The sequence below is a fragment of the Hymenobacter sp. BT188 genome (assembly GCF_014333585.1).
GTDB lineage: Bacteria > Bacteroidota > Bacteroidia > Cytophagales > Hymenobacteraceae > Hymenobacter.
On record NZ_JACSCW010000006.1, the window covers coordinates 1 to 13465 of the forward strand.

Genomic DNA, 13465 nt, shown 5'->3' on the forward strand with positions numbered 1-13465 from the left:
ACCCGGGCTACTCGGCCATCGGCCGCCTGCGCGGCTTAGCCGAATTGCGCGGCCTGGAACTGGGCATTTCGCGCAGCCTAGCAGCGGAATAATCGCCTCCCAAACGGTGTAGAGACGCAACACTTTGCGTTTCGTCGTTAGCTCCGCTGACCTCTGGTTGCTGATGTTGTTTCCGCCCTGTCATCCTGACGAAGGAAGGACCTTATGGCAAGTGGAAGGATTCGTTCTTAGGTGAGGAGGTCCTTCCTTCGTCAGGATGACGGTAAAGTGGGTGATAGACAATTCTTGTTCTGACAACCAACTTTGCCCCCCGGCCACTTAGGCAGCAAAGTATCTATCCACTAACTCATCCGTTAGCTCCCGCGAGCCTATTTGTCCATTTTGGGCGGGTGGAAAAGCGTTGCGGCAGAACCCAGCCTGGCGCTGGAAATCATACAGCGCGTGACTGGCACCATTGATGAGCAGTACGGCCGTGTTTTGGGCTTCATCCCAGAAGATTTGGGCGGTTATGGGCATCTCCCGATCTTCAATATCGGCCACGTTGTAGATGTGAAGGGCATCAAGCAATTCCAACTCAGCATCATTGCGCAAAGCGTAGAAGTAGCCGGTGGTGCCGTCGTCTTCAAATAGAACTTGAAAGTCGTTATTAGCCGCCGTGCTCCCTATCAGGCGGTTTTTCTCGCCGGGCTCTGGCTCTCCTACTCGGAATTTTTCTTCGACGCTTAAGATCATAGTGCCATAAAAAAAGGAGCCGCTGGGTAGCGGCTCCTTCGTCTTACGAGAAATCTGGTTTGGTGGCGCTACACTTTGTCGGCCAGGAAACGGGCCGTGTGGTTGGTGTCTTTGAGTTTTACCATGTCCTCGGGCGTGCCTTCGAACAGTAAATGCCCCCCATTGAGGCCACCTTCCGGACCGAGGTCGATGATCCAGTCGGCGCACTTGATGATGTCGACGTTGTGCTCGATGATTAGGACCGAGTTGCCTTGCTCGATCAGGGCGTTCAGGGCTTTGAGCAGCTTGTTGATGTCGTGGAAGTGCAGACCGGTGCTGGGCTCGTCGAAGATGAACAGGATCTTATCCTGCTGCAAGGTGGCGCCTTTGGTCAGGAAGGAAGCCAGCTTTACGCGCTGAGCCTCACCGCCCGAAAGCGTGTTCGCCGACTGCCCTAGGCGGATATAACCTAGCCCCACGTCGTCCAGCGGTCTGAGGCGTTCGGCTACTTTGGGCTGGCCTTTGAAGAACTCCACGGCATCGGCTACGGTCATGTCGAGCACGTCGTCGATGCCTTTATCCTGGAATTTCACGTCCAGAATGTCCTGCTTAAACTTGTGGCCGTTGCAGCTTTCGCAGGTCAGGTAGATGTCAGCCATAAACTGCATCTCAATCTTCACCTGGCCTTCGCCCTGGCACACTTCGCAGCGCCCACCTTCAATATTGAAGCTGAAGTGCGAAGGCTTTAAGCCCCGCGCTTTGGCCAGTGGCTGCTCCGAAAACAAGGTCCGAATAGCGTCGTAAGCCTTCACGTACGTCACCGGGTTGGAGCGCGAGGACTTGCCAATTGGGTTCTGATCGACAAATTCTACGTGCGTCACCTGCCCGTTTACGCCCATGAGGCGGTCAAACTTGCCGGTGGCCTCGCCAGCTCCGCCGCCGAGCTGCTTCATGAGGGCAGGGGCCAAGATGCGCTTTACCAGCGTCGATTTGCCCGAGCCTGATACGCCCGTCACCACCGTCATCACGTTCAGCGGAAACTTCACGTTGACGTTTTTGAGGTTGTTTTCGCGGGCGCCAGTTATTTCCAGCGCGTTCCGCCAGGGGCGGCGCGAGGTGGGCACTTTCACCTCCATTTTGCCCCCCAGATACTGGCCGGTATAGGTTTTGGTGTCCTTGAGAATCTCGGGGTAAGTGCCCTGAAACATGAGGTTGCCGCCGCCCGACCCGGCTTCAGGACCAATGTCAATAATCTGGTCAGCCTGCTCCATCATCATCTCCTCGTGCTCCACCACAATCACGGTGTTGCCGAGTTTCTGCAAAGAGCGCAGTACGCCAATCAGCTGCTCCGCGTCTTTGGGGTGCAGGCCGATGCTGGGCTCATCCAGAATATACATGGAGCCCACCAGCGCCGAACCCAGCGAGGTAGCCAGCGAAATACGCTGCGATTCGCCCCCCGAGAGCGTGCTACTCAGGCGATTGAGCGTGAGGTAGCCCAAGCCCACGCGGTGCAGGTAGCCCAGGCGGTTGGTTACCTCCGTTACGAGGCGCTCGGCCACTTTGGCGTCGTGCTCAGTTAGGGTTAGGTTGTTGAAAAACTCCAGGGCCTTGCTCACCGGCAGCAGCACCACGTCGGTGATGCTTTGGCCGTCGATCTTGACGTACTGGGCGTCTTTGCGCAGGCGGGTGCCGCGGCAATCGGGGCAGGTGGTACGGCCCCGGTAGCGGCTTTGCAGCACGCGGTACTGGATTTTGTGCGTCTGGGTGCTCACCCAGCGGAAGTAGGCGTCGAGGCCCTCAAAGTACTTATTGCCGTCCCAGAGCAAGCGGCGCTCGGCCTCGGTCAGCTCATTGTAGGGGCGATGAATGGGGAAATCGAAGCGGATGCCGTTTTTCAGCAAAGGCTTCAGCCATTCGCTCTGCTTGTCGGTGCGCCAGGGGGCAATTGCGCCCTCAAACACAGTCAGGTTTTGGTCGGGAATAACGAGGTCTTCGTCAATGCCCAGCACCGAGCCGAAGCCTTCGCAGGTCTGGCAGGCGCCGTAGGGGTTGTTGAAGCTGAAGAAGTTGACGCTTGGCTCCTCGAAGCTCATACCGTCCAGCTCGAAGCGGTCGGAGAAGGTGCGGGTTTCGTCGTCGAGGCGCACCAGGCAGGTGCCGTGGCCCTCGAAAAAGGCGGTTTGGACCGAGTCGGAGAGGCGGAACTGCAAATCTTCGTCGCCGGGCCGAATCACGGCGCGGTCAATCATGATGTGCACGGCGCCCTTCACTTCCGGCTTGCCTTCCCCAATCAGGTCTTCGATGAACGACACTTCGCCGTCTTCGGTCACCACCCGCGAGTAACCTTTTTGCAGAAGCAAATCCAGCTCTTTGCTCATCTTCCGGCCTTCCTCGGAAGGAGTCAGCGGCGCCAGCAGCATCACGCGAGTACCATCGGGCAGCGTGAACAGAAAATCGACCACGTCGGCCACGGTATCCTTGCGCACCTGCTCGCCGCTCACGGGCGAAAACGTGCGACCTACGCGGGCAAACAGCAGCTTGAGGTAATCGTAAATCTCGGTGCTGGTGCCGACGGTGGAGCGGTTGTTCTTAATAGAAACCTTCTGCTCGATGGCAATAGCCGGCGAAATGCCCCGGATATAATCGACGTCGGGCTTGTCCATACGGCCCAAAAACTGGCGGGCGTAGCTGCTCAGGCTCTCCACGTACATGCGCTGACCTTCAGCGTACAACGTGTCAAACGCCAGGCTCGACTTGCCCGACCCCGACAGCCCCGTAACGACAATGAACTTGTTGCGCGGCAGCGCTACGCTGAGGTTTTTGAGATTATGAACCCGGGCATTTTTAATCAGAATAAACTCGCGCGGATCAAGCGCGTCAATCGGGTCGTCCGCGGGGGCCGACACCTGGAGGGAAGCAGTTTTGGGCATAGGTAACGTAACAGCCGGCAGCGGGTGGAAGGTTTCGCCCACAGCGTTTTGAATTCGCAAAGGTACGGCGGGGGTGGTTGGGTTGGTAACTGGGTGGTTACTTTGCGCAATGACTAGTTGATAGATGACTAGCCCAAGTTTACTGCTGTTGGTATGATTTGCTCTACTGTCTTGCGTACTAAAGGTATACTTATCGTACTTAGAGTATTCGTAATAGAAACGTTTAGTATCATGTTAATTTTTCACTTTTAAAATGATTACAAAAACAGACTTTACTTCAATTGAACAAGAAGTTATTGAAAGCTTAGAAGAAGCTTTTAGTTATTTAAAGACTCATTCTATAGACAACAGCTATATTCTTTTTTTGGCTGACGGCGAATACAAAGAAAAGTATAAAAAATCAAGTATAAAGTTAAATCCATTCACTATAGATAATATTGAAGACAGAGATAAAGACCAATCAAGATTAAATTTTTTTATCAAATTTATGAATAGTTTTTATTCATTTTCTGATTCTATAAATCAGACAAAAGATAATGAATTTAGGCTTACTATGGAACTCATGATTTACACTCATGTATGGGAAAGCAAATCTTATTTAAAACAATTATATCGACTTGCTTCTCTAATTGATGGAAAAAGTTATGAATGAAAAGTTGTAGTTCCTGAAAAAAGCAAGCATAATTATATTAGATCAGATGTACGGGATAAACTAGAACAGAAAAAATTAAAGTTAGCCACAGTGATTTCTAAAGGCTTCCATACGTCATTAAGAAATGCTTTCGCTCACTCAGAATACCATTTTACTAATCACGAATTGATAAAGCTTGACACTTACAAAGGTGAACCTTGGGATATAAAGGAGATATCTTATAATGATTGGACAAAACGTTTTGTATATTCTGCTTTATTGTCTTATCATTTTTTAAAATTTAGAGAAATCAAAAGAAAGACATTACCTCAAGATTTTGGAGAAATTGAATATTTGATAAATCATCCAATAACTTTTACCAAATCATATAACACAAAAATTTATTATGATGCAGATTATGACAGATTTAGTTTCTATAAATAAAATACTACATGAGAAGCAAGATTATCCTCAGCTTAACTAAAGATATGCAAGCAAAATCAATGAATACCTATTGATGAAGTAATGCTCCCTAACTAACGAGTCTTAGGCTCAATTATCTTCTATTATGCCCATCGAAGTCATAAATGCGGAAGTGACGCTGGAGAAATTTTCCGGCAAAGGTGGCTGGACGTATGCGCCCGTATCGGCGCCAGCGTCGTTTTCGGGCTCCAAGGGCTACTTCAGCACGCTGCTGGTGAGCGGGCACATCGATGCGTTTGAGTTAACCAACGCTCACTTGATGTCCATGGGTCAGGGCCGGCTGTTTCTGCCGGTGAAGGCTGCTATTCGCAAGGAGTTAGGCAAGCAGGCAGGCGACGTGGTGCGGCTGGTGCTCTTCTGCCCCGATGAAGAGGCGCCGCTCACCGTATCCGCTGATGACTTTCGGGAGTGTCTGGCGGAGGTGACCGGCGCGCTGGAAGCCTACGAGCGCCTGAGTGCCGAGCACCAACAAGCCTGGGTGGCGTGGGTAGCGGCCGCCGCCACCGATGAGCAAAAAGTAATTCGAGCTGAAGCTGCGTGCACGCGGCTGGCACATTTGCCCCCCAACACGAAAAGCTGCCTGCCGCCGACATAAAAAAGCCCCCCAGCGGTTGCTGAGGGTAGTGCTTTTGCTCCTTGCAGTGCTCAGACAGTCACTAGGCGGTCATGCAGAGCGCAGCGAAGCATCTCGCTCGCGGTAGATAGGAATACTACTCTTACTAAACACGCGAGATGCTTCGCTCCGCTCTGCATGACGTTCTAGTAATAATTGGAACAATCCCTCTAATAGCTTTCTTACTTCGCCAAAACCGGCGCTACCGCCTGGGTCCAGATTTCATAGCCGGTGCGGGTCATGTGCAGGCCATCTTCCAGGAATAGCTCGGGCCGGGGTTTTCCGTCGGCGCCTAGCATGGGCGGGCCCACATCCACGAAGCGCAGCCGCTTGGGATGCTTCTCTATGTATTGACGGATGAGGTTATTGGCATCCTGCATTTTGGGGTACATTTCCCAGCGCGCCAGGCTGGGCTTGATGGCAATAAAAACCAGTTCTGACTTAGGCAGCTTCTGGCGCATGAGCTTCTCAAACGCCCGAAACGAGGTGTACACTTCCTGGGGCGTGGCGCCGGCGGCTATGTCGTTGTCGCCTTCGTAGAGCACCACTTGCCGCGGCCGGTAGCGCACCACCAGTCTATCGAATAGCTGAATGGCATCGGGGAAGCGCGAGCCGCCGAAGCCACGGTTCAGCACTGGCTGATTGGGAAAATCGGTGTCCAGCGTTTCCCACATGCGAATAGAGGAGCTGCCGTAGAACAGAATGGAGGCGATGGGGGGCTTTTTGAGGCTGTCCTGGCGGGCAAACTGACGTAGCTCGGTCGTCCATTGGGCGGCGGGTGGCGCCGTTGTTTGGGCGTAGCCACTTAGCGCCAGCCACGACAGAAGCAGAAGAGTAAAACCAAATCGCATATAGTGGGGTGTGAGCATGCTGAAGGGCAAAAACTAGAATTGCTGTATGATAAGATACTACCGAAACAGGTAACCAAAAGGCTTGGCGCGAGGCGCTAAATCATAAAGTCTGTCGTTCAACCTTAGAAATGCCCCCCAGCCGGCCGCGCTTTACTTACGCAAAGCCCGCCTTTGGCAGTGATGAAGAACAGGCTTGTGAAGTAGCAAAATTTGCGGAACGTTATACTATTCTCATCCCTGGCTGGCGTTTTGCACCCACTGTAGCTATTCCTATCCCGCCGTATATGCGTTCTACCACCCCACTTCTGCTTTTCCTTCAACTGGCACTTGTTTGTAGTGCCTCCCTGCTCAGCGCCGCTCCCCTCCCAACCCTGGGGGGCAAATGGAGCGGCACCCTCAAAATACCGAGCGGTAAGCTGCTCCAACTTCAGATTGATATAACTGACACGAATGGAAAGCGCACAGCCAGCCTCGATATACCCACCCAAAACGCTCACGATATCGCCGTGGAGCGTGTAGAGGTTCGCGGCGACAGCCTGCATTTACAGGCCAGTGCCATTCGGGCCTCTTTTGCGGGTCGCATAGCGCCCAACGGCGGCCTGATCACGGGCCGGTGGCGGCAGAACGGCGCACGGCTGCCCCTTCTGTTGCAACGCACCTCTACAGCCGTCGTAGCCGCAGCGGCTGCCGCGGCCCCGACCACGGTATCCACCAAATCGGCCGTAAGCAGCAAAAACGCCAAGCGCCCCCAAGAGCCCGCCGCGCCGTTTCCTTACCGTGAGGAGGAAGTTCGATTTGCCAATAAAGCCGCCGGTATTCAGTTCGGCGGCACCCTGACCTTGCCCCAAGGCGCCGGGCCATTTCCGGCCGTAGTGCTGCTCTCCGGCTCCGGCGCCCAAAACCGCGACCAGGCCGTGTTTGGCCACCGTCCCTTCTGGGTTGTTGCCGACTACCTCACCCGCCGCGGCATTGCCGTACTGCGCTTCGACGACCGCGGCGCGGGCCAGTCGGGGGGCAATTCGGCCACGGCCACGGCCGCCGACTACTCCACCGACGCCCAGGCCGCGCTGGACTTTCTGCGTACCCGTCGTGAGATAAATAGCAAAAGACTTGGACTGGTTGGCCACAGCGAAGGCGGTACGGCTGCCATTGCCGCCGCCAATAAAGCGCAAACCTCAAGCCCAAGCTTCTTGGTATTGCTGGCTACGCCCGGTGTGCTCGGACCGGAAGTAATTGTGCGGCAGACGCTGGATATCTCCCGCCTGAAAACCCATGACGCCAAGATTCTGGCCGGCGTAGAGCAGCGCCAGCGGGCTTTACTCAATATCGTGCAGCAGATCAGCGACAATAAGCACGCGCGGGCCCGCCTCATTCCGGCCATGATTCCGCCTATTCCGCTGCCCCCTGAGCAGGCTGCCCAGATGCAAAAGCTAGCGGAGGATAAAGCCGCCATGATGACAACTCCCGCTTACCGCTTTATGCTGGAGGATAATCCGCCCAAAAACCTACGCACGATCAAGTGCCCGGTGCTGGCCCTCAATGGCTCCAAAGATCTGCTGGTAGCAGCCGAGCCTAATCTGAAGTCGATCGAGAAAGCCTTGAAAACCGGTGGCAACCGCGACGTAACAGTGCGGGAGTTATCGGGCTTAAACCACCTCTTTCAAACGGCTTCCACTGGTGCTGTAACCGAGTACGAGGGCATTACTGAGACCTTTTCCCCCACCGCCCTGCAAGCAATGGGCGACTGGATTGTGCAACGGGCTAGGTAAGTCGTGGCTTGACTATTAAAGCGTCAGCACTAGTCTTTGACGCCTGCCAAGTAAGTTATTATATTTTTCCAATACAAGGCTCCTACTATCTGAACGGCACACGAATTGTGCTAGTGCAAATATTTGTATTAAATTATCCCGAAATAGCTCTTAATTCTCTTCTACTCTTAATTATTCATGATTAAGAAGGTACGGCTACGTTTTCTTCCACGGACTTTAGGGATGTCACATATTTTAACTTTATGAAGAAATCTTTATTCATTTCTCTGTTTGTCTGTCTATTACTTTGGCTACCTACAATCAGCGTAGCTGGTGAGCCTACTCCCTTAAAAGGGCAATGGAAAGGGCTGCTGAAGGTGCCGGGGGGCAGCCTAGAACTGATTATCACCATCATGCCGCTCACCAATGGCTCCTACTATGCAGCGCTTGACGTGCCCAAGCAGCGGGTTAACCGCATGCCGGTAGAAGTTGAGCTTAAAGGCAACGATCTGACGCTGCGTATGGAGCAGGCCGGCAGCAGTTTTGTGGGTAAAGTGGCTCAGGGAGGCGCTACTCTCACCGGAACCTGGAAACAGCCGGGCCTCACTGCTCCGCTCGTGCTGAAGCGGCTGGTAGTTTCAACGCCGCCGGTAGCTAAAAAAGCTCGCCTCACTCCTCCCTACCGGGAGGAAGATGTTACGTTTATGAATACTGGTGCCAAGCTGAAGCTCGCGGGCACGCTTACCATTCCGGCAGGCCCAGGTCCATTTCCGGCGGTGGCTTTGCTATCTGATACAGGTCCGCAGGATCGGGATGCCGGGCAGCAGGAATACCGCATGTTTGGACAGCTCGCCGATTATCTTACCCGGCGTGGCATTGCAGTGTTGCGTTTTGATGATCGGGGCGTGGGCAAATCAGGCGGTGATTACCGCACGGCTACCACCGTCGATTTAGTAGGCGATGCGCAAGCAGCCTTGACTTTCCTGCGCTCACGCGAACTCATCGATCCGCAGCACGTGGGCTTGCTGGGCCACGGCGAAGGCGCCAACGTAGCCTTATTGGCCGCAGCCGACCAGCATACGAAGACCCCTGACTTTGTGGTATCCTTGGCAGGCTATGGATTAACCGGCCGGGACGTACTCTTGCGTCAGCAGGTAGAAATTATGCGCCTTATTGGGTCGGATGCCCAGCAAGTGCAGGCAGCTGTAGACCTGCACAACCGCATGGTAGAAGTGATACGCCAGACCCCCGACGATACGCAGGCGCGAGCAAAGCTGGCCGGTATCCTACGGCTCAATAACACGCACATAGATCCGGTAATGGCGAAGGCGCGTGCCATTCAGCTCACTACGCCTTGGTCGCGCTACTTCATGGATTTCGACCCTACCCACAAATTGTCCGATGTAAAGTGCCCTGTGCTGGCGCTGAATGGCGTGGATGACTTACAAGTAGCAGCTCGCACAAATCTTTCCATGTTATCGAAAGGTCTCAACGCTAACCGCGATGTGACCGTGCATAAGCTGGCAGGTGTCAACCATTCTTTTCAACCCGACGTCAAAGATTGGCCTATTGTAAATGGGCAGCAACAACCTGCTTTCTCACCCAAGGCTCTGGATACCATCCGGGAGTGGGTTATGGAGCGTAGCGGGCAGCCCGACGGTAAAAAGCTAGCGGCGCACACTGCTTTCTTCAACCGATTGAAGCCTAACTTCTCTAAGCAGCCTAAGAGTCAGGCCAGCCGGTAGCGGTATTTGCTTTTTCTAGCAAAACTCGCTCACCGCTTCCTTCGCGCAGATGATGCACGGAGGAAGCGGTGAGCGAGTTTTGTTTATAAGCTTATAAGCGCACCCCAACGATGTAGCCAACCCAACCCAAGACGCGGGTGGTTGCGCTACCATCATCCAGCCAGAGGCTGCGGTTTTGTAGGAGGCTGGAATATACCTGGGCCCGTTCCGTATCGTAGCGCTGGGTGACGAGCACGCTCACTGTGGGCCCGGCTACAAGGCGCAAGCGGCCACCTGCTTTCAGCGGGGCGAAGCCTACCAGCAAGCGTAGCTGGTTGTGCAGATTCAGGTCTTCAGTCCAGCCGCGGCTTTCCTCGTTTACGTGCATAGTCGCTGCATCGAGGCTTAAGCTGACGCGGCGCCGGGCAAATACCTCCGTGCCCACGCCATAGCCGAGGCCCCAGTGTCGGTCGCGGCTGCCGAAGCCATTGTAGGCGCCGGTGAAAAAGGTGTAGAAACTGGGCGAGCCGCCTAGCTTCAGGCTGGCACTCACCGGCCACGATTCCGTATTTATTACCTCCACACGGTGGTAGCCGCGGCGCACGAAGTTGAGCGGCGCACTACTTACGCCAGCCACCGAGTCAGCAATATTGAGAAGCCCCGCCACCTGCACACCCCGCACCGTACCGCCGACATTGAATAAGCCCGCAGCTTGCGTACCCCACACTTCTCCCAGTGCTACGTTGAAAAAGCCCGCAGCCTGCATCGTTGGTCGACCGGGGGGCATTTTAGCGTCTGTAATCTCACTATCCGTTGACTGGGGGGCTTTTTTGGCAGGGCCGACATAATTGAATAGACCAGCCGTTTGAGCACCGCTTACGGGTTGGGTAGCTACATTGAATAAGCCCGCTGCCTGCCACCCTGTAGCGGTTCCGCCCAGCACATTCAGCAAACCTGCGCTCTGAAAGCCGGTAAGGTTGCGCCCCACTATGTTGGCCAGACCGGCTACCTGTATACCCCGCACCGAGTCGCGATCCACGTTGAAAAGCCCCGCGGCTTCCACCCCATTTACCCCCGCCGAATAGCCCCCCCAGTACGTTCAAAGACACTCGGTTTACGTTTGGCCGCTCCGCAATCCATTCGACCCCAAAGGTCCCAGAAAAGAAACCTGTACCTGCTTAGTGACAGTAGGCCACCTCGTTTTTTCTGCGGCTACTTCTGGGGTAGCAGGCTGCGCTGTAGAATCTGACCAGGCGGTTGCGGCGACTGTATCCACCGGGCCAGCTGAAACGGAGGCTACACTAGCGTTGGTGATTGGCGCGGCGGTCTGCACCGATTGAGTTCCTGACTTCGTGGTGTCATTCGCAGCCACGGCGGTTGAAACCTGGGGGGGGGGGTTCTTACTTAGTAGCTATTTACTAGATGCTGTCGGCTTGTTGGGGGTTAAAGTAAACGCGGCAGTTGCTTTCGTCGCAGCGCCCTTACTTACTGCATTTGCACCTGAGTCAAGGCTAGGCTTGGACGGAGTTGTGGAGTGCAGCACCACTTGGTCGCCCACCAACTCATAGCCGATATTTTTACCCGCCAGCACCGTATTGAGTAGAGAGCGCAACGGTTGATTTTGAACACTGAGCGTCACGGGCTGGCTCAAATCAAGCGCCGTATTGCTATAGGAGATTCGCACGCCATATTGGCGCCGCAGCGTACGCAGCACTGATTCGAGCGGCGCCTGGTTGAAGATCACCGTTACTTTACGCTCCAGCACAGAGGCGGAGCTATTTTGGGCTTGAGTAGATAGCCCGGCAAGGGCAAAAAGCAAGGCCAGGGCTAGGCTGCTGCAACAGGTTTAGGCTCAGGTGTCAAGTCTAAGCGACGCAACTTATCAGCTTTAATAGCCGTGATTCCCACTACTAATAGCGTCATCACGCCACCAAATATCACCGACGGCACCACACCCATAAGCCGGGCTGCCGCTCCCGATTCGAAGGAGCCGATTTCGTTGGAGGAACCGATAAAAATGTTGTTCACGGCCGAAACTCGGCCTTTCATATGCTCAGGGGTGAACGTATGCAGCAGTGTAGAACGGACAATTACCGAGACTGAGTCGAACGCTCCGGTAAGAAACAACAGTACCAACGACAGCCAGAAGTTGCGCGACAGCGCGAAGCATATGGTCGCGACGCCAAAGCCCCCCACGGCCCACAATAGCTTGCGCCCGGCCCGGTGCCTCAACGGGAAATACGTCATCATTACAGCCATGAGTACCGAGCCCACAGCCGGGGCGGCTCGCAAGTAGCCTAGGCCTTCAGGGCCGGTGCGCAGAATAGAATCGGCGAAAATGGGCAAAAGGGCCACTGCCCCACCAAAAAGCACTGCAAACAAATCGAGTGATAAAGCAGCCAGCACCAGCTGGTTACTAAAAATAAACTGCACACCCGACAGAATACTTTCCTTTAAATCTAGACGCTCCCCTTCTATCGCGGGCAAGGCGCGGCCGGCAATGCTACCATACAGCAGCAGGGCCAACGCCATCAGTACCGCATCGACACCATAAGCGGTGTTGATGCCAGCTTTGGCAAATAAAAGCCCCCCAATAGCTGGGCCGAGCACCGCAGCCGCCTGATACGTGGTGCTATTCCACGTAATGGCATTCGATAGCCGTTCACGGTCGGGAATAAGCTGGGGCATAAAGGAGAAAAGCGCTGGCCCCAGAAAGCCGCGCGCAATACCACTCACGAATATGACAGCATACAGTGGCAGCGTATAAAACTGATCCTTTGCCAGCAGCCACGACCCAACTGGCCGAGTGAGCATGAACAGCGTCACGGAGCAGAAAAGCAATACGGTGACGGCGGCCACAATAATATTCTTGCGACGCACCGAGTCCGCGACATGCCCGGCGTACAGCGACACCACGATGCTGGGGATTGCTTCGGCCAAGCCAATCAGGCCTAACGCCAGAGGATCATTCGTGAGTTGAAACATTTGCCAGCTCACTACCACGCCCTGAATTTGGGTAGCGACAGTCATACACACGCGAGCTGACAACAGGCGTCGAAACTCGGGCAGTCGCAGGGCGGCGTATGGATCGTGAGGCCCGGCAGAGGAAAGTACGGACATAAGAGAAACGCGGGTCGAAATCGGGCCCAAAGGTAGCGCAACCCCGTTGGAAAGTAGGGTTACCTCGCACCAGCCTCAGCTTTAGTAATGATTTGGACTTAAGTACAAATGGCGTTCAAAATTGGTTTTCACACGATGGTGCGTATAGCTAACAGGCAAATAAAGTGTAGTGAGTGCATGGTGAGCAACAGAATTTATAGTACTCGAACACTGGGGGGCTTTTTTCGTCTGGCTACGCGCTATTGTACTAAATCCGGGTGGTGCAACAAATTCGTATTAGTATTTTAGAGGAATCTGGCTACCATAATTAAGTCGGTCAAGCGCACATTTTAACGGCAGAATTACCTATTATTGTTTACTCAATCTGGTTTGCAGCAGCATTGCGGTGTTGTTATTGCTCATCAGTAAACACACTTGCAGCCTGTATTTAGGGCATTTTCAGTAGTTACTTTCACTGGTTTTTGAGAATTAGAAATAATAAATACTTGATTTCCAATATTTAATAATTTGTTTTGAATCACTCAGAAAAAATATTTTAATAGATTGTTTATCACATTGTATTTGGTCAACTAGTTTTATACATTTGACTCTTCCAGTTATCTTTTTATAAGAATTTTCTCTTTCACCGGCAACCTGCACTATTTGACTTAAAGC

General features: G+C 53.7%; 11 protein-coding genes. 5 read left to right on the forward strand and 6 right to left on the reverse strand.

Features of this window, described 5'->3' with window-relative positions:
- Positions 1–318 precede the first annotated feature (318 nt).
- Both H8B13_RS16835 and uvrA read right to left on the reverse strand, forming a co-directional pair.
- On the reverse strand, positions 319–732 hold the full coding sequence (locus H8B13_RS16835) for a DUF2251 domain-containing protein (RefSeq protein WP_187311993.1): 414 nt from the start codon (positions 730–732) through the stop codon (positions 319–321).
- A gap of 68 nt (positions 733–800) precedes the next feature.
- Positions 801–3641: an excinuclease ABC subunit UvrA gene (uvrA, locus tag H8B13_RS16840; RefSeq protein ID WP_187312231.1), complete on the reverse strand. Its 2841-nt coding sequence runs from the start codon at positions 3639–3641 to the stop codon at positions 801–803.
- Between the two features lie 253 nt (positions 3642–3894).
- Here uvrA and H8B13_RS16845 point away from each other — a divergent pair, with 253 nt between their 5' ends.
- From H8B13_RS16845 to H8B13_RS16855, 3 genes are all read left to right on the forward strand, one after another.
- Entirely contained in the window at positions 3895–4293 is a 399-nt protein-coding gene (locus H8B13_RS16845) for a hypothetical protein (RefSeq protein ID WP_187311994.1), read from the forward strand.
- A gap of 90 nt (positions 4294–4383) precedes the next feature.
- On the forward strand, positions 4384–4716 hold the full coding sequence (locus tag H8B13_RS16850) for a hypothetical protein (protein WP_187311995.1): 333 nt from the start codon (positions 4384–4386) through the stop codon (positions 4714–4716).
- A gap of 124 nt (positions 4717–4840) precedes the next feature.
- Positions 4841–5350 (forward strand): DUF1905 domain-containing protein, encoded by a 510-nt coding sequence (locus H8B13_RS16855; protein WP_187311996.1) that lies wholly within the window; start codon positions 4841–4843, stop codon positions 5348–5350.
- Positions 5351–5550: 200 nt separating this feature from the next.
- Here the strand turns inward: H8B13_RS16855 and H8B13_RS16860 are convergent, their stop codons facing one another.
- A complete protein-coding gene (locus tag H8B13_RS16860) occupies positions 5551–6237 on the reverse strand; it encodes an SGNH/GDSL hydrolase family protein (RefSeq protein WP_187311997.1) in 687 nt (228 codons plus the stop codon).
- A gap of 266 nt (positions 6238–6503) precedes the next feature.
- Here H8B13_RS16860 and H8B13_RS16865 point away from each other — a divergent pair, with 266 nt between their 5' ends.
- Positions 6504–7988, forward strand: a complete 1485-nt coding sequence (locus H8B13_RS16865) for an alpha/beta hydrolase family protein (protein ID WP_187311998.1) — start codon at positions 6504–6506, stop codon at positions 7986–7988.
- Positions 7989–8230: 242 nt separating this feature from the next.
- Positions 8231–9712 (forward strand): alpha/beta hydrolase family protein, encoded by a 1482-nt coding sequence (locus tag H8B13_RS16870; RefSeq protein WP_187311999.1) that lies wholly within the window; start codon positions 8231–8233, stop codon positions 9710–9712.
- Between the two features lie 91 nt (positions 9713–9803).
- Here the strand turns inward: H8B13_RS16870 and H8B13_RS16875 are convergent, their stop codons facing one another.
- From H8B13_RS16875 to H8B13_RS16885, 3 genes are all read right to left on the reverse strand, one after another.
- Positions 9804–10730, reverse strand: a complete 927-nt coding sequence (locus H8B13_RS16875) for a hypothetical protein (protein WP_187312000.1) — start codon at positions 10728–10730, stop codon at positions 9804–9806.
- A 372-nt stretch (positions 10731–11102) separates the two neighbouring features.
- Positions 11103–11510, reverse strand: a complete 408-nt coding sequence (locus H8B13_RS16880) for a DUF4974 domain-containing protein (protein WP_187312001.1) — start codon at positions 11508–11510, stop codon at positions 11103–11105.
- A gap of 8 nt (positions 11511–11518) precedes the next feature.
- A complete protein-coding gene (locus H8B13_RS16885; protein ID WP_187312002.1) occupies positions 11519–12811 on the reverse strand; it encodes an MFS transporter in 1293 nt (430 codons plus the stop codon).
- Positions 12812–13465 lie beyond the last annotated feature (654 nt).